The organism is Virgibacillus sp. L01 (assembly GCF_052246775.1).
In the GTDB taxonomy this organism is placed as follows: Bacteria; Bacillota; Bacilli; order Bacillales; family Amphibacillaceae; genus Lentibacillus.
The window spans coordinates 311,660-329,312 of the sequence record NZ_JBQQCP010000001.1 but is presented as its reverse complement, the minus strand read 5'-3'; the positions used below and the strand labels follow the sequence as shown (position 1 = coordinate 329,312).

16 protein-coding genes and 1 tRNA gene are annotated in these 17,653 nt (G+C 39.8%); 7 read left to right on the top strand and 10 right to left on the bottom strand.

Translation table 11 applies throughout. The features are described from left to right. Nucleotides 1–32 precede the first annotated feature (32 nt). Nucleotides 33–1,106 (top strand): mannonate dehydratase, encoded by a 1,074-nt coding sequence (gene uxuA, locus ACTWQM_RS01530; protein ID WP_443256404.1) that lies wholly within the window; start codon nucleotides 33–35, stop codon nucleotides 1,104–1,106. 50 nt (nucleotides 1,107–1,156) lie between these two features. On the opposite strand, the gene ACTWQM_RS01525 is transcribed toward uxuA, so the two are convergent. Further along, nucleotides 1,157–1,246 (bottom strand) — tRNA-Ser (locus ACTWQM_RS01525). Between the two features lie 206 nt (nucleotides 1,247–1,452). Between ACTWQM_RS01525 and ACTWQM_RS01520 the strand changes: the two genes are divergently transcribed. Next, on the top strand, nucleotides 1,453–2,283 hold the full coding sequence (locus tag ACTWQM_RS01520; RefSeq protein ID WP_443256403.1) for an aldo/keto reductase: 831 nt from the start codon (nucleotides 1,453–1,455) through the stop codon (nucleotides 2,281–2,283). 114 nt (nucleotides 2,284–2,397) lie between these two features. On the opposite strand, the gene ACTWQM_RS01515 is transcribed toward ACTWQM_RS01520, so the two are convergent. After that, nucleotides 2,398–2,793 (bottom strand): hypothetical protein, encoded by a 396-nt coding sequence (locus tag ACTWQM_RS01515; protein ID WP_443256402.1) that lies wholly within the window; start codon nucleotides 2,791–2,793, stop codon nucleotides 2,398–2,400. Between the two features lie 422 nt (nucleotides 2,794–3,215). Here ACTWQM_RS01515 and ACTWQM_RS01510 point away from each other — a divergent pair, with 422 nt between their 5' ends. Then, nucleotides 3,216–4,934 carry a methyl-accepting chemotaxis protein gene (locus ACTWQM_RS01510; protein WP_443256401.1) on the top strand — a complete coding sequence of 573 codons (1,719 nt, stop codon included), beginning with the start codon at nucleotides 3,216–3,218 and terminating at the stop codon, nucleotides 4,932–4,934. 124 nt (nucleotides 4,935–5,058) lie between these two features. Here the strand turns inward: ACTWQM_RS01510 and ACTWQM_RS01505 are convergent, their stop codons facing one another. Then, entirely contained in the window at nucleotides 5,059–6,216 is a 1,158-nt protein-coding gene (locus ACTWQM_RS01505) for an acyl-CoA dehydrogenase family protein (RefSeq protein WP_443256400.1), read from the bottom strand. Nucleotides 6,217–6,383: 167 nt separating this feature from the next. On the opposite strand from ACTWQM_RS01505, the gene ACTWQM_RS01500 reads away from it, so the two are divergent. Continuing rightward, on the top strand, nucleotides 6,384–6,797 hold the full coding sequence (locus tag ACTWQM_RS01500) for a hypothetical protein (protein WP_443256399.1): 414 nt from the start codon (nucleotides 6,384–6,386) through the stop codon (nucleotides 6,795–6,797). Nucleotides 6,798–6,823: 26 nt separating this feature from the next. After that, complete coding sequence (locus ACTWQM_RS01495; RefSeq protein ID WP_443256398.1) at nucleotides 6,824–7,264, top strand: hypothetical protein; 441 nt, start codon at nucleotides 6,824–6,826, stop codon at nucleotides 7,262–7,264. 72 nt (nucleotides 7,265–7,336) lie between these two features. Here ACTWQM_RS01495 and ACTWQM_RS01490 read toward each other — a convergent pair whose 3' ends face one another. From ACTWQM_RS01490 to rfbA, 7 genes are read right to left on the bottom strand one after another with little or no spacing between them, the layout of a single operon-like run. Next, the gene (locus tag ACTWQM_RS01490) at nucleotides 7,337–9,013 is read right to left on the bottom strand and encodes a DUF6044 family protein (RefSeq protein ID WP_443257069.1); all 1,677 of its coding nucleotides are present in this window, start codon (nucleotides 9,011–9,013) and stop codon (nucleotides 7,337–7,339) included. After that, the gene (gene rffA, locus ACTWQM_RS01485) at nucleotides 8,976–10,097 is read right to left on the bottom strand and encodes a dTDP-4-amino-4,6-dideoxygalactose transaminase (RefSeq protein ID WP_443256397.1); all 1,122 of its coding nucleotides are present in this window, start codon (nucleotides 10,095–10,097) and stop codon (nucleotides 8,976–8,978) included. The genes ACTWQM_RS01490 and rffA overlap by 38 nt, the downstream gene beginning before the upstream one ends. A 1-nt stretch (nucleotide 10,098) precedes the next feature. Continuing rightward, nucleotides 10,099–10,464 carry an EamA family transporter gene (locus ACTWQM_RS01480; protein WP_443256396.1) on the bottom strand — a complete coding sequence of 122 codons (366 nt, stop codon included), beginning with the start codon at nucleotides 10,462–10,464 and terminating at the stop codon, nucleotides 10,099–10,101. A gap of 2 nt (nucleotides 10,465–10,466) precedes the next feature. Continuing rightward, nucleotides 10,467–11,096, bottom strand: a complete 630-nt coding sequence (locus ACTWQM_RS01475) for a GNAT family N-acetyltransferase (RefSeq protein ID WP_443256395.1) — start codon at nucleotides 11,094–11,096, stop codon at nucleotides 10,467–10,469. A gap of 49 nt (nucleotides 11,097–11,145) precedes the next feature. Next, nucleotides 11,146–12,096 (bottom strand): glycosyltransferase family 2 protein, encoded by a 951-nt coding sequence (locus ACTWQM_RS01470; RefSeq protein ID WP_443256394.1) that lies wholly within the window; start codon nucleotides 12,094–12,096, stop codon nucleotides 11,146–11,148. Then, entirely contained in the window at nucleotides 12,066–13,082 is a 1,017-nt protein-coding gene (gene rfbB / locus ACTWQM_RS01465) for a dTDP-glucose 4,6-dehydratase (protein ID WP_443256393.1), read from the bottom strand. Before rfbB ends, ACTWQM_RS01470 begins: the two co-directional genes overlap by 31 nt. After that, a complete protein-coding gene (gene rfbA, locus ACTWQM_RS01460) occupies nucleotides 13,075–14,007 on the bottom strand; it encodes a glucose-1-phosphate thymidylyltransferase RfbA (RefSeq protein WP_443256392.1) in 933 nt (310 codons plus the stop codon). Before rfbA ends, rfbB begins: the two co-directional genes overlap by 8 nt. A 254-nt stretch (nucleotides 14,008–14,261) precedes the next feature. Here rfbA and ACTWQM_RS01455 point away from each other — a divergent pair, with 254 nt between their 5' ends. Together ACTWQM_RS01455 and ACTWQM_RS01450 are read left to right on the top strand one after the other, a co-directional pair. Then, on the top strand, nucleotides 14,262–15,110 hold the full coding sequence (locus ACTWQM_RS01455; protein ID WP_443256391.1) for a chemotaxis protein: 849 nt from the start codon (nucleotides 14,262–14,264) through the stop codon (nucleotides 15,108–15,110). Between the two features lie 93 nt (nucleotides 15,111–15,203). Continuing rightward, nucleotides 15,204–17,585 carry a penicillin acylase family protein gene (locus tag ACTWQM_RS01450; protein WP_443256390.1) on the top strand — a complete coding sequence of 794 codons (2,382 nt, stop codon included), beginning with the start codon at nucleotides 15,204–15,206 and terminating at the stop codon, nucleotides 17,583–17,585. The last annotated feature ends 68 nt before the right edge of the window (nucleotides 17,586–17,653 follow it).

Here is a 17,653-nt window from a genome sequence, read left to right as displayed (position 1 = left end):
GCTGTTAATGATGAATAGAGGTGTAACAATATATGAGAATGATAGTAAGGTGGTTTGGAAAAGGAAACGATACGATTGAGTTAGGCCATATCAAACAAATACCTGGTGTAGAAGGTGTGGCATGGGCTCTTCATGATGTGCCAGCGGGAGAAGTATGGCCTGAGGATAATATATTAGAGGTGAAAAAACAAGTAGAGAATAATGGCTTAAATATAGATGTTGTAGAAAGTGTTAACATTCATGAGGATATTAAGCTAGGACTACCATCACGTGAACAATATATCAATAACTATATCAAGACAATTGAGAATCTGGCGAAAGCGGGTGTAAAAGTTATCTGTTATAATTTTATGCCAGTTTTTGATTGGACAAGGACTGAATTGTTTAAGGGAATGGAGGATGGATCAACAGCCTTATTTTTTGAAAATGAAAAAATAAAGAAATCTGATCCAATGGAATTAGTGGAGATGATTTCCAATAATTCTTCGTTTACTATGCCTGGTTGGGAGCCAGAAAGACTTGAACATTTATCTAAGTTATTTGAGCAGTATAAACAGGTGACAGAGGAAGATTTATGGTCCAACCTTCAATACTTTCTTGAGAGAGTTATTCCAGTTGCTAAAGAAAACAATATAAAAATGGCGATTCATCCCGACGATCCACCTTGGTCAGTATTTGGTTTACCGCGAATTATAACCAATAGGGAAAATATCAAAAGGTTTTTAAATTTGGTTGATGACCCGTATAATGGTTTAACTTTATGTAGTGGATCGCTTGGTGCAAACCCTAATAATAATATTGCTAGTATGGTTCGTGAATTTTCAAGCCGGATTCACTTTGCTCATATTAGAAATGTGAAAACATATGAAAATGGGGATTTTATTGAAACTTCCCATCGTACAGATGATGGAAGTGTTGATATATATAATATAGTAAAGGGTTATCATGAATCACAATTTTCTGGATATGTTAGACCGGATCATGGAAGACATATTTGGGGAGAAAAAAGTAGACCAGGTTACGGACTTTATGATAGAGCGCTTGGAATTATGTATTTATGGGGTCTGTGGGATTCATTTGAAAGATTTAAAAAGAAAAGTCAGTAATAGCCGGGTGGTGTCTTTCACTATCCGGATTTATCTATTATGTTGGAAAAAGGAGAAAGTGGGATTCGAACCCACGCGACGGTCACCCGCCCTAATGCATTTCGAGTGCATCCCCTTCAGCCAGACTTGGGTATTTCTCCATGTAATGTGCAGTGCTTACAAATCGTCTGAGGGCGACTGTGCAAAGCCAGCAGATTAATTCCAATAAAAATAATACTCCATTTTTCCGTTTTCTTCAAGTATGCAATTCATCCCAAATTTTACTGATACATAGTACGCAGAACTTGAGTTGCAGCTTAAAAGTAAGCTAGAATTTAACTATAAATTTTATATGGAGGTATTGGTAATGATAAATAATCTTCAGGATACAGTAACATTAAATAATGGTGTTAAGATGCCTGGATTTGGCTTAGGGGTTTATAAAGTTGACGATGGAGAGGTTGCAACTAAAGCAGTGAAGACTGCTCTTACCCATGGCTACAGAAGTATTGATACTGCATCTTTTTATGATAATGAAACAGGAGTAGGAGAAGGAATTAGGCAATCTGGAATACCGAGAGAGGAAATCTTTGTTACGTCAAAGGTGTGGAATGACGAGCAGGGTTATGATAATACTTTGAAAGCTTTTGAATCAAGCCTTGAAAAACTTGGGTTGGATTATCTTGACCTTTACTTAATTCATTGGCCTGTCAGTGGAAAGTTTAAAGACACCTGGAAAGCATTGGAAAAATTGTATGCAGAGGGAAAAGTGAGGGCAATTGGTGTGAGTAATTTCCATGTACAGCACTTGGAAAGTCTTTTGGCTGATTGTGATGTTAAACCAGCGATAAATCAGGTGGAACATCATCCTCATCTTACACAGCCAGAGCTGAAATCATTTTGTGAAGATAGAAGTATCGAACTAGAAGCATGGTCTCCGCTTAAAAGAGGCGGTCTTCTGGATGAACCGACGATAGTGAAGATTGCCGAAAAATATAAGAAGTCTGCAGCACAAGTAATTTTACGGTGGGATATACAGACGAATGTTATTACGATTCCTAAATCGGTAAAGGAACACCGGATTATCGAGAATGCGAATATATTTGATTTTGAATTAAAGGACGAAGAAGTTGAAAAGATCAGCGGATTAAATATTAATGATCGCAGTGGTGGAAATCCTGATAACATGGATACTTAAATAATAGATATAAAAGTCCTATAATTGACGTATGAAGGCTATTCTATAATTTTTAGAATAGCCTTTTCTGCATCGACACTTCCCTGAAACCCCTAAGGGATTTATGCAGACAAATCAGTTGGTTGTGTGTGACTTGTTCGACTGAGTGGACAATGCGCGCGATAAAGCGGCAAACTCGCGCGACAGAATGGTTAACTCGCGCGACAAGGTGGCTAACTCGCGCGACAAGGTGGTTAACTCGCGCGACAGAGTGGACAACTCGAGCGACAGAGAGGTTAACTCGAGCGACAGAGCGGCTAACTCGCGCGACAAGGTGGTTAACTCGCGTGACAAAATGGTTAACTCGCGCGACAGAGTGGCTAACTCGCGCGACAGAGTGGCTAACTCGCGCGACAGAGAGGGAAACTCGCGCGACAGAGCGGACAACTCGAGCGACAGAGAGGTTAACTCGAGCGACAGAGAGGGCAACTCGAGCGACAGAGCGGCTAACTCGCGCGACAAAGCAATCACACGGAATTGCTCCCCAACCACTCCCAGAATCAGACTCGTTTTTGGCCGAAAACTGAATTATAGCGTGTTAAGACTCAATTGGGCTCTACGAAGACTGAATCCACAGCGGCAAAGACTGAATAAACGCCACTATTGTCCAATACAGACTGAATAATCCACGCGAAGACTGAATCACCCACCAGCGCACCGTCCGAACCCAACACCGGTGCATAAGGGGTTCTGACAAAAAGTCCGGTAAAGATCATACATCGAATTTCTTCATTGGCTTGTTTTTCCGCTTCTCAAAACTACTGCCTAGAACTTCTCGGTCCTTCTTATCCTTCTTTTTAAATATAAACTGTAGCAAAGTTTTCTAAACAAAATGGTACTTTATGCCGATATTAGTAGAACAGTTATATATAGAGACAGAGGGGAAGTCGGGAATGTTTAAAAACAAATTTAAGTTCAACTTTAAGAATGTATCGATTGGCAAGAAGTATGGTCTTATTTTAATTTTAATTTTTATTCTATTTGGAGCTTCAACTGGGACAGCAGCAATACTAATCTCAAATATTGGGGATAATGTGGATGCACTGGAACGAAGAGGGGACAGGTCCATCAATATTACTGAAATGGGCTCACTAACAAGATCAAAAGGTATTCGTATTGTTGAATACCGTGCTAGTCAGGATCAGGAGATTGTTGATGAATATACTGCTCGAAGTGAACGCTTTGATTCTTTGGAAGCTCAATTGAGTGACAAAATGGATACGAAAGAACAGCAAGAATTATTTGATGAAATTGTTGAGAATGACCGATTGATAAATAAATTGTTTGAACAACGAATTGTTGATGCAATTGAAAATGGCGATGAACGAACTGCGGATCATTATGTAACTCAAGCGAGCAAACTTAGGTCTAAAACAGTTGATTTATTGGAGAACCTGCGTACGATTGTAAACGAAGAGCGTGAAGCAGCAATAACACAGACAAAGGAAAGTCAGAATTTAACACTTATAATCCAGGTTGCATCAGTAATAGCAGCGATTTTGGTTGGCGGGATACTTGCTTACATAGTTAGTCGTAAAGTTTCCCGAAACCTAAATAGAGTAGTTGAAGTAAGTAATAAAATTGCTGATGGAGACCTGTCAGTCCAAACAATTGATTACAATGGAAAAGATGAAATTGGAAAACTTGCAACAGCGGTGAACACCATGAGTGCAAACCTGCGAAATGTAATACAACAGGTAGCGAATGTTTCGGAAACGGTAAACAGCCAAAGTGAGGAGCTTACCCAGTCGGCCAATGAGGTCAAGTCAGGATCTGAACAAATTGCCACAACTATGCAGGAGTTATCCTCTGGTTCAGAAACACAGGCTAACAGTGCAAGTGAACTATCCACGGTTATGGGGTCATTTTCCACCAAGGTTATGGAGGCTAATGACAATGGGGAGCGTATTCAACGAGCCTCAGGCGATGTACTTGGAATGACTGATAAAGGAAGTAAGCTGATGGAATCATCTACAGAACAAATGATTAGGATTGACCAAATTGTTAAAGATGCTGTTGAAAAAGTTGAAGGTCTTGATTCCAAATCCAAGGAAATATCCAAATTGGTTTCGGTAATTAAAGATATTGCCGAACAGACAAACCTTCTTGCGTTGAATGCTGCAATTGAAGCTGCCCGGGCTGGTGAGCATGGAAAAGGTTTTGCTGTAGTAGCTGATGAGGTACGGAAGCTTGCCGAACAGGTTTCGGTTTCAGTTAAGGATATTACAGAGATTGTGGCAAGTATCCAAAATGAATCAACTACAGTATCCGAATCGTTACAAGGTGGATATCGTGAGGTTGAACAAGGAACAGGGCAAATCAAAACAACAAGTGAAACATTTAAAGGAATAAACGCAGCCGTTAAAGAAATGGTTGAAAGCATAAACACGGTGTCTGAAAATTTATCCGAAATATCTGCTGGCAGTCAGGAAATGAATGGATCTATTGAGGAAATTGCATCTATTTCTGAAGAATCTGCTGCAGGTGTTGAGCAAACTTCTGCATCGGCACAGCAAACAAGCAGTTCAATGGAGGAAGTGGCAGCAAGCTCAGAGGACCTTGCCAAGCTGGCAGAAGAATTGAATAGCTTAGTAAGGCAATTTAAGCTATAAGTGGGTATTCAAAAAAGAGGATAAAATTCGATGTGTCATTTTCACCAAACTTTTTGAACACTCTCTATAGGGATAGATTGAAAAAGGATCGCTCGCTATTATTGCGGACGATCCTTTTACTGTTTTAGCTGTTTTGTTCAATTGCTTTATCCCCAAGCTGCATGATTGTCATATCATCCATAGGCGGGTTATGGATTCCTGCTCTTACGTCACGATAATGGCGCTGCAATGGGTTTTGTTTGGACAGGCTTCGTGCACCGGCGATCCGCATTGCCAGGTCAACAATTTCTACTGCCTGATTCACAACGGATAATTTTGCTGCACCAAGCTCTGGCTGCATTGATCCGCGTACCTCATCACTACTTTCATCCCATTTTTTAGCTACATCATACAGAAAACTGGAGCTTTGCATAACACGGAGTTCCATTTCTCCTATTTTTTGCTTTACGTTTGGCAGGTCTGATATCGTTCCTTTAATACTATTTGGCGAATAATCTGTTGCAAAATTAACAGCATATGCCTGGGCAGCTTTTGCTATCCCAAGGTAGCATGCTGGAATGTGGAGCAGCCATCCTGCTGGGCTTTTTTTGCCTGGTGTCAGGTATCCGACTAGATCATCATCCTTCACATATACATCTGTCAGAACCAGATCATGGCTGCCAGTTGCCTTCATTGCTATAGAATCCCAAGTCTCTTCAATCGTAACACCTTGGCGTTCACGTTTGACGAGAAAGTTCCCGACTTGATCTTTTCCCTCAATCGAGGCACTGACGAGAAAGTAGGAGAGAATTGGCGCCATGGTCGTGAATGTCTTTCTGCCAGTTATGACCCATTCACCTTCATCAGATTTTCTTGCAACAGTTTCTGGTTTACCGCCACGGGTTGGACTTCCTGTTGCTGGTTCAGTTGCAGCGCTATTTAGTAGAGCTCCAGTATTAATGACGTCTGTTGCAAATTCCTGGTATTTTTCATCTTTCCAGCTATTATTATCTCCGTTATGTTTGGTGATTCCCATATGCCAGCCGATAGAAAGTGCTGTTGCACCATCTGCTATAGCGATTGTTTCCTGGTGGCGCAGCATTTCATAGAGGGAAATTCCAAGCCCGCCATACTTTTGTGGGATGGTAATAGCTGGATAGCCAATTTCTTTTAATTCGTTAAAATTTTCAAAAGGGAATGTTCCGTTTTCGTCAAGCTCTTTGGACCTGTTTGTAAAAGGTCTTACTGTTTCTTCCACTAATTTTATGCGTTCTTCAATTGAATTAAGGTCTGCTAACTGCATATTCAACCTCCTTGAATTTCCGATAAATTTAGTCGGATTTATAAATTGTATTATTTCATTTTGATTATGAAAGTTCAAGCTTTTAGATTGGGTTATTTCATATTCTATAATATTTGTCCCATCTCCGAATAAAATGGTATTAACGGCATTTGCAAAGGAAGAATCTAATGGACAATTTAGGAGTGAACCTGCCAATTTCATCAAATTTACTTTTACGCATCTTTGAAAAAAGACTGGCCAGGCAAAATTCTGTACAGGACTTATCGATATCCATGCAAACTGATTTAATAAAGTTCAGCGGTGTTGCAAAAAAACTGTTTTTTAACATGTACTTTGAAATAGATTTAAGACCAATACATGCGGACAAGCGAGTGTTGTATTTGCATATTGATAGGATAACACCGTTAAATTTAGGGTGGCTAAAAAGTAAAATTTTCAACAGACCACCTTTTTTAAACTATAAAAAAGATACGATAATGATTGATTTGAATTGTATTAACAGGGTTAGAAATATACCGGTTGGTAATGTGAAAGAGTTTAATGTTAGCGGCGATAAGTTATGGGTTAAATTAGTACTGTAATGAACCAGTCGATTAGGAGGGATCCAATGAGGATAGTGCTGCTGTTAGTGGTTACCCTTGGTATCGGTTTTACCATTTATATACTCATTGATAAGTCTCCTGAAGATTATGCTGTTGAGGCTGTTGACATGTTTTATGCATACGAACAGGATGGTGCCTTTTCTGATTCCTGGGCAATGTTTCATCCATTAATGAAAGAGAAGTTTGATAAAGGGCACTATCTGCAGGACCGTGCGCATGTGTTTATGAATCACTTTGGTGTTACTACGTTTACTTATACCCTGGATGAGGCAGTGGAAATGAAGAACTGGAAACTTGAAGAAGGAGCAGAACCGATTGATCTTGTTTATAAGGTGACAGTCACACAAGAGTATAAAGGAAAATATGGACGGTTTCGTATTGTACAGGATGTTTACGTAACGTTGGTTGAAGAGGAGTGGAAAGTACTCTGGGACTATAATAAGTAACTTTTATTATATATACTATAATACCCCAAACTCGAGCGACGACGACCCAAACTCGAACAGCATTCCCCAAAGTCAAGCGACAACCTTATATAAGTAAATCTTCCACGGGGATTTGCTGTTTTCGAAACTTCGCTCAAATTTTAGCCCATTCTCTTCGTTATTCAAAATAGGTAGTGCTGACAATACATAGTCACCGCCTAACTTAGACAGTGCCTTACTATTTATGTTGAGGTTTTCCAATTCTTCGTTACTATTTTTGGTGAACATATAATGCTTGCCAAGTTCACTTACGTACATATACAGTCTGCCGCCCCAGGTATCGAAATAATTCTCAAGAGTGGCGTTCTTTTCAAGTTCGGGTGCAATGATTTTCCGGAATTTATGCTTATATTTCAATGGAAAACTGTTATTATACGTATCGAGCGTATAGAATCCGTTGTATTGAGCAATAGTTGGATGCATAGCAATACTGACAACACGGTATTCGGATTGTTCTTTGCCGATATAACCCTTAATGGAATCAAATAAATCCTCTGAGTAAAATTCTGCAAATGTTGGAGTGCCAATCCTACTGTATTTACTCTCTTCATTTAAATTAAACACCATAATACATTGGGTAATAATTAGCGCGACTACTAACACTTTTCCAAAACGTAAATACTTCCATAAAACCCACAATGCCAAGGCGAAGCAGATATACCAAATCATTGGGTCGAAAAAATGTATCCGGCTGAAGTTGAACGTATTCAGAATCATGATTTGATCCTTTAATACGCGCCATCCTTCCCAATACCAAAATGCATACCAGAGTGCAATCAGGGCGTTGAATATAAATAAGCCAAGTAATAATTTCGGTTTCAGATTACGATATGCTGCAACAAGGAAGGCAACACCAATAACAGGAATGATGATTTTAGTGTGGACTGCCATGTCATGCGTATGGCCGTTAATGAAGTTATGTGAAAATAACTCCAATGTCTCTGAGAAATCATTATGTCCAAGGTCATTTTCGGTACGATGAGATGTGAACCCTTCACTTAAAAACATGGAATAAATTAATAAATAATTTTTTGCCAAGTAAAGAACTGTCATAGATGTAATCGCGGTAAATAATGCCCAGTTGGACTCTTTAAACCGTATCCAATCAATTAACCAAAATACGCCCATCAGACCTAAGAAAAATACAAATGTTAGAATAAAATTTGAGAAAAACGGCAGTAAAACTAATACTAACCAATTATACTTATTGGTTTTCTTTCCATGTTCACGGATATTTAAAAATACATGCAAAGCAAGTGGCAGACCTGCAATTGATAAGAGACCGGATGGCCAAAATGGCAGCAGTGCAAAACCTAACGCTGCACCAACTGAAATAAATGGTGTTCCAATACGATTTCGAAGTAACAAATACATACCAAAAAAGGCTCCGAATCGCATGATTGTTTGCCCAATTGCGTAAGCTGTCATCGGTTCAAAAAGTACATAAAACCATACCATTACATCAAATGGGGTGGCAAGCGTGCTTCGTGGCAGTCCATTAATTACATTTGGGAGTGTTGAAGGTGAAAATAGCTGCCCACTCTCAACGAGCAGTTTATACCAAACAATGTTGGAATCCAAGTTGTCATGCACGCGGATGTGTGTATCTTCGCCAAGAATATAATATGGCAGCAGATAGGCGACGATCACCAGACATGCGGACATTATTAATTTAGGTGTTGAAAAATGCTTGTATATGGGTGACCACATCATCGACGGCCTCTTCTCCTATTCCAAAGTATAATGGAAGGCGAACAATTTTTTCACTTTCAGTTGTGGTAAACTTATCTTCGCCAATAAACTTTCCAAATTTCTTCCCTGCATGTGACGAATGTAGCGGCACGTAATGTGTTACGGCCATTATGTCATGTTTTTTCAGGTATTCAATCAACTCCTGTTGCTGATTGGTTTTTATATAAAACATATGGGCATTGTGGTGGCATTCTGATGGAACGTGTGGAACTTCAACTTCAGGGAAATCAAGTAATCCATAATAATATTGATTCCATGCACGTAATCGGCTCTTATTAATCAAGTCAGCATGCTTTAATTGAACAGATAGATATGCAGCATTTAGATCACTTAATAAATAGGAGGAACCAACATCGCGCCATGTGTATTTATCTACCATTCCTTTAAAGAATTGCTCTCGGTTTGTGCCTTTTTCCTGTAAAATTTCAGCACGCTCGACAGCTTCAGGACGATTTACGATTAAGGCACCACCTTCGCCGCAAGTAAAGTTTTTTGTTTCATGAAAGCTTATCGCGCCAAAGTGTCCAATGGTACCAAGGGGTCTTCCTTTGTACGAACTGAACAATGCCTGGGCTGCGTCTTCTATAACCCATAATCCATAACGACTCGCAATGTCCATTATCGTATCCATATCACAGGATATACCGGCATAGTGCACAATAACAATTGCCTTTGTCTTGTCAGTTATTGCAGCCTCGATTGCATTTGGCGATATATTCATCGTATTAGGCTCGATATCAACAAAACGAATCGCAGTTCCTCTGAGTGCAAATGCATTTGCCGTCGAAACAAATGTGTACGATGGCATGATGACCTCATCTTCTTCTCCAACTTCCGTTAATAATGTGGTCATTTCAAGTGCTGCTGTACATGATGGTGTCAGGATTACTTTCTCACATTGCAATCGTGCTTCAAGCCAGTCGGTGCATTTTTTTCCAAACGGACCATTGCCGGATAGCTTTGTATGTTCAATTGCTTCCTGCATTGCTGTTGCTTCTTCTCCTATTACACACGGCTTATTAAACGGAATCAAAACGATCACCTCACAATGATTGACTTGTAACGATAATACCTGCAACTATCAGGCTTAACCCAACTACTTTCTGTACCGTAACGGGATCACCGAAAATAATTACGGAAAGCAGAAATACCAGAACAAATGACAGGCTCATAAAAGGATAGGCATAGCTTATATTAAACTTTGTCATTGCAGCCATCCAAAAAAGGGATGCGAAAAATGCTGATAGAAATCCTGAAAGAATCCATGGATTAAGTAATAGTTGCAGGAGAAAATAGAGTTTATCTGTTAATGCTTCTGGGAGTTGGCCAGCTTTATCAATTTTCCACTTTAAAACAATTTGGCCATATACGGTAAAAAATATTGTGCCAAATATATAAAGATATCCCATGGCTACACACCTGGGCCGGTTACTTTATGGTAGACATCAACTGTATTCATGAGCCTGAATCCAAGGGAATAAAACAGATTTAATGAAGCTACATTAGCTGCGGAAATAGATGTCCGTAACTCGTTATATCCATTCTTAAATTGTTCTGCACAGCCCTGGCTCGTGAATGCTTTTGCCAAACCTCTGCTTCGGTATTCCTCTTTTATTCCAAGCAAAAGTACTTTGTCATTTTCATAGGCAAAAAATCCTGCTGTATCATCTTCATACATGAGGGCGAAAATTTGGTCCTCCTCCTGAAGATCCTTCACCCAATTCATATAGCGTGTGTCAGCCATCGAATTTGGGATATTGAAATCACGATGAAATCGACCGTGCTTGAATGATTCTTCAGCTATCTGATTAATTTCCGATGGGTCATAATCCTTTGAAATTGATGTAGCATCTTTATCGAAAAGATGTAAATTTTCTTTTTTGCATACGGGTTCAATTAATGTGTCCATATAATAAAAACCATATTTTAGAAGGAGCTCCGGATTTTCCAAGGGGCCAATCTTAAGGGTGTAGTGTCCATCATACTTATTTGTTTCCTGAAGCGCTTCTTCAAATGTTCCGATTACTTCAAATGTGTCCATATTAAAATTTCTCTTGTCCCAAGGGGTTTCCCGTAAATGTTTAATAGTATCAGCTCCGTTCGTCATTATCTTCTGTCGTCTCACGAATTAAATAAAGCGGTCGTGCCTTTGTTTCATTAAATACCTTGCCTAAATAAAGCCCCAGAACGCCAAAGTTGAAGAAAATCAATCCACCAATAAAGTAAATGGAAACCATAACACTGGTCCAGCCTTGAACCGGTTCGGCTAAAAAGAAGTATCTTGCAAATAGATACATCCCGTAAAGAAATGACCCTAATGATATTAAGAAGCCAAATTGAATTGATAGGCGTAGCGGCTTATTCGATTGAGATATGATGGCATCTGTAGCTAGTGTGACCAGCTTTTTAATGTTATAGGAAGTTTTTCCTGCCTTCCTTGAGTTATGCTCGACTTGAACGGCACTCGCTTTATACCCCATCCATTGAATGAAAAGCGGGAAGAAGCGGTTTTGCTCGCGCATTTGCTTAAACCCATCTACCACTTTTTTGGAACAGATACTAAAGTTGGCAGCGGTATGGTCTGATGTTCCGCCTGTAAAATAGTCATAGACTTTGTAAAAAAGCTGTGATGATTTTCGCTTAAACCAATTGTCCTGCCGTTGCACACGGTTTCCAAATACAATTTCATATCCTTCCTGTGCTTTATCGTATAATGTTTGAATTTCTTCTGGGCGGTCCTGCAAATCGCAATCCATTACTACAATCCAGTCACCAATAGTGTAGTCAAGGCCGGCTGTAATTGCATGGTGCTGCCCGAAATTTCTGGCAAGGTCAATTCCTCTTACACGATTGTCGGTCTCGCTTAGTTGTTTAATAGTGTTCCATGCATTATCAGGACTGGCATCGTTTACTAAAATAATTTCGAACTGGGCAGGAATTTTTTCGATGTTGGTTTTAATACGGTCATAAAGTTGGTTTAAACAAGGTTCGCACCCGTATACAGGAATGACTACAGAGATTGTTGGGTTGTTAGTTCCCATTGCTCCACATACCATTCAACAGTATTTTTTAGTCCCGTATCTAAATCCACAGTAGGTGCCCAGCCTAGTTTTTTTCTTAATTTTGTATCGTCAACTGCATATCGACTGTCATGCCCCGGGCGATCTTTCGTGAATGCGATTAATTCTTTACAGCTATGATTCTCGGGATTTAAATGGTCTAGAATATCACATATTTTCATCGCCAGTTCGATATTGGTAACTTCATTCCCACCACCTATGTTGTATGTTTCTGTTGGATTCGCTTGATGAAAAATAAGGTCTAATGCCCGGCAATGATCCTGAACATGAAGCCAATCACGTACGTTTTTTCCATCACCATAGACAGGGATGGGCTCCCCTTTCAGGGACTTTGAAATAATTGTTGGAATCAGTTTTTCCTCGTGCTGCATTGGCCCGTAATTGTTGGAACTGCTTGATATAACAATATTCATCCCATAGGTATTACCGAAGCTCTTTACAAGCATGTTGGCACTTGCTTTAGAAGCACTGTACGGGTTACGGGGATCATAGGGTGTCTCTTCATTAAATTTCCCATCTGTACCAAGGGACCCATATACTTCATCGGTTGAAATATGATGAAAGCGTCTTGTTGCAAGTTCGCCCTTCATTTCCCACGATTCGCGAGCAGCCTGGAGCAATGTGGTTGTTCCAAGTACATTTGATTCAATGAATGATGTGGCGTTTTCAATTGATCGGTCAACATGTGATTCAGCTGCGAAGTGGATAACACCAGAAATATCGTAAATTGAAAAGATGCTTTTCATGAGAGATTCATCAGCAATGTCTCCTTGAATGAAATGGTAGTTTTCAAAACTCTCCACTTCTCGAAGATTGGCTTTCGAACCTGCATAGGTTAATTTATCAACGTTTATTAACCGATAATCGGGATATTTTTTCAGGAAATAATGAATGAAATTTGAGCCAATAAAACCATTTCCGCCTGTTATGAGTAATGTTTTATTCATTTTCCACCAGTCCCAACATTGGATTGCGATCAATAGATTCCCAGTATTGTTCTGTGTGTTTACGGTCAGCAATTTCGAGTAAATACTTCCCGTAATCGGTCTTCTCCATTGCTTTTCCTTTTTTCTGCAGTGCGTTCTGGCTCATATAGCCCATGTAATAGGCGATTTCTTCCAGACATGCAATTTTAAATCCTTGCCGCTGCTGCGTAATTTTTACAAATTCAGATGCATCGAAAAGTGATTCATGTGTCCCGGCATCCATCCAAGCAAACCCTCTACCCAATAATTGCACGTCAAGCTGGCTACCTTTTAGGTATTCTTTATTCAAGTCGGTAATTTCCAGTTCACCCCGCGCTGAGTATGGCAGTTGTTTAGCAATTTGGACAGCACGGTAATCATAAATATACAGCCCTGTTACAGCGAAATCTGATTTTGGCTGTTCTGGTTTTTCCTCAAGGGAGATTACTTTCTGATTATGATCGAATTCTGCTACCCCAAACCGTTCGGCATCTTTTACACGGTATCCGAATATCGTTGCGTTTCGATGGTTTTCAAGTGCTTTTCTAAATAGGGTCGTAAAACCTTGGCCATAAAAGATGTTATCACCTAGGATTAGTGTCACATCATCTTTTCCGATGAAATCCTCCGCTAGAATAAATGCCTCCGGAATCCCATTCGGATCTGCTTGTTCCATGTAGTTAAGGCTGATGCCGAGTGATGAGCCGTCACCTAATAGGTCTTGAAAGCGGGGTTTATCTTCAGGTGTGCTAATAATCATGATGTCGGTAATTCCCCCCAGCATCAAGACTGATAATGGATAATAAATCATAGGCTTATCATAGACAGCGAGTAAATGTTTACTAATACTGTCAGTACTCGGGGAAAGTCTCGAACCGCTCCCCCCAGCAAGAATAATACCCTTCATAGAAATCACTCCTTTTTTGGTAGTGGTGGTCTGTCATTTTTCGGTTTTTGTCGGTTTATGTCAAATAATAGTTCGCTTACAAATAAGACTCTGTTAAAAGACATATAACCTTTTTAAAACGGTAATAATCTTACAATTTCGTTGCGTTTTGATTACAAATAAGAGATTGTTTTTATAGTGAAGATGGGATATATTGTTTGTAATTAAAGTCTGTCGTGTTTATTAGATTACTAGGTAATTACAGGAGGGGACGTATGACCCAAAAAATTGCTGTATTAATTTTGCATGGAGCAGGAACACCGGATAAGCAGTTTGCAGAAAAAATGGTTAAACGTATTTCGAATAGATTTGAGAAAAAATCGGGGGTTGAAAGTACAGAGTTGGAGTTTGAGCCTGTATTCTGGTCAGCTATTTTTGCAGGTGATCAGGAGGAACTTTGGAAAAAACTGCAATCAAATCAGGACCTGGATTATAATCGGATGCGACGTTTTGTAATTGATTTTTTATCTGATGCAGTTGCGTACCAGCCTACCAGTTCGGGAGGGCAAAACTATGATAAGGTTCATACGCTTGTTGCGAAGGCAATTCAAGGATTAAAGGAACGGGCTGGAAAAAATGCACCACTTTGTGTCATCAGCCATAGTCTTGGGACTGTAGTTGCTAGTAATTATTTTTACGATTTACAATACAGGCGAGAAAATATGGGTGCTGAAACGAAGCGGTGTACCAACCAGACACCCATTGAGCAATGTGAGACGTTAACCCTTTTTTATACGATGGGAAGCCCAATGGCATTATGGTCGATGCGATATATTGATTTTGGATCACCGATTACTGTTCCTGCAATTGGATTGGAGAGACTTTACCCAGGGTTAAAAGGAGAGTGGCTGAATTTTTATGATAAAGATGATATTTTAGCATACCCGCTGAAGGGGTTGAACGGTGAATATAATCAAGCAGTGACGAAGGATGTTAATGTAGATGCTGGTGGCTGGCTGACAAGCTGGAATCCGCTCTCGCATACAAAATATGATACGGATTCGGAAGTGGTTCAGGCTATTACTGATGGGCTGATCAGGACTTGGAAAGTTTTAAATGACTAGAGACCTTCCGTCGTTACATATTTAGTTTATTTGCAGGACTTTTGTCGTTATGTATCGAATAAATATATAGTAATAGTTAAGAACAAGGGGGCTATGTCATTGCAAACACAGGAAGTTATTCTGGAGCCACAAAAGAAAAAGAGAAATAAGAAAAAAATAATTCTTATCAGTCTCGGAGTATTGCTGGCAATAGGGCTTAGTTTATTCATTTTTGTAAACGGATACATAAATAAGTCACTAGCACAGACTGAAGGGACAATACAGTTACCATCATTGGAAAGTGAAGTAACAGTGATAACAGACGGGGATGGTGTCCCGCATATTAAGGCGGAAAATAATCATGATCTTTACATGGCCCAAGGATACATACAGGCACAAAACAGAATGTTCCAGATGGAAATGTCGCGCAGGCAGGCATCTGGGACGTTAAGTGAGATTGTTGGCGAAGCGGCAATTGATCATGATAAATACTTTCGTTCGCTTGGATTAAGGCGCGCAGCCAAGGAATCGTATGATATCTATTCGGATGAAAGCAAGCAGGTCTTACAGTGGTTTTCCGATGGTGTGAACGCATATATTAAACAAGCAAAAGAAGAAAATAGTTTGCCAGTCGAGTTTACACTTATGGGATCTGAGCCAGCCGAATGGAGGGCGATTGATTCATTGACAATTGGAAAATATATGGCATTTGACCTTGGTGGACATTGGGAGCGCCAAGCCTTTAACTATTTTGCACTGAACAACTTTGCTGAAGAAAAGGCGTATGAGTTATTTCCAACTTATCCTGAAAATAAGCCGACAATCATAGGTAAGGATGAAGTTGATGTCGCAGCAAGTTTTAAAAATGCAGTTATTCCACATGCTTTTAATGGGAGCAATAACTGGGTTGTAAGTGGCGAAAAGTCCAAGTCTGGCCAGCCGTTATTAGCTAATGATCCGCACTTAGGCCTTGCAACACCATCGATTTGGTATCAGATGCAATTGGAGTCACCTGACGTGAGTGTGAGCGGCGTTATTTTCGCTGGTGTTCCCGGGATTATATTAGGTCATAATGAGGAGATTGCCTGGGGCGTTACGAACACTGGTCCAGATGTCCAGCAGCTTTATCTGGAAAAAAGAAATCCTGACAACCCGAATGAATTTTTGTATGAGGATAATTGGGAAAAAGCTGAAGTAATTGATGAACCAATCAAAGTTAAAGATGGCGAAACGATAGATTACGAGGTTGTCGAGACACGTCATGGGCCGATTATTTCAGAACATGCCAATGAAAAAATGAAGGATACAGTTATGTCATTAAGGTGGACGGCTTTGGAAGCGACAACAGAGCTTGAGGCTATTCTGGAAATAAACCGTGCATCTGATTGGACAGAATTTGAGAAAGGGCTGGAAAAATTCCTGTCTCCGGCACAAAACTTTGTGTTTGCATCAAAGAATGGAACAATTGCTTATAAGGCAAATGGAAACATTCCTATTTATGAAAATGGCGATGATGCACAATTACCGCTGGAAGGATGGGAAAAAGAGAATAACTGGAAAGGATATATTCCATTTGATGAATTACCAACAGTTGTTAATCCTGAAAAAGGGTTCATTGCGACTGCAAACAATAAAATAATCGGTGATGAATATCCTTATCATATCAGTAATGTTTGGGCACAGCCGTATCGGTATGAACGGATTTCTGAAGTACTTGCAGAAGGTGATAATCTAACGGTTAAAGATATGCAGGCATTGCAGATGGATAAGATGAATTTACAGGCACGGGAGTTTGTACCAATGTTTGCAGAAACGTTAGATAGTGTGGAATTAACGGATGATGCGCAAAAGGCATTAGAACTGCTTTTGGAATGGGATTACAGGGATAATGTTGATGCAGCGCAGCCACTAATCTTCCATTATTGGCTGGATGAAATTGAAGCTATTTTATATGATGGTGAAATTCCTGAAGATGTCATGGAGTTATTTGGCAGCCGTGGGCAAACAACCGATGAACTTCTGCGTAAAGGGAATGATTCAGTATGGATTGAGGATAATGGCGGTATTATGGAAGTACTAAGCGTGTCACTTGAAAATACAATGGATAAACTTTCAGGAGAGCATGGAGACGAACCGTCAGAATGGAAATGGGGCGACTACCATAAGGTTCAGTTTTATCATCCTTTGTCAGATGTAAGTCCGGTACTGGAATTCTTTTTCAATAACGAGGATCCAATTTCTGTTGGGGGGAGCAGTGTTACGCCAATGGCTGCGAGCTATGATGCCGAAACAGGTATTGTTGATCATGGTGCATCATGGCGGTTTGTGATTGATACAAATGATATGGAAACAGGATATCATATCGTAGGTCCTGGGCAGGCTGGACACTTCAAAAGTGACTGGTACCACAACCAAATGAATGACTGGGTCGGTGGTGGATATCATGTGACTGAGATGAATGCAGAAAAAGGAATGGAATTGATATTGACACCTTAAAGGGATGTAAAGCAAATTTCGGATAAAAAATCTTATTAAAAAATTTAGCTGACAACAGGTATTTATTT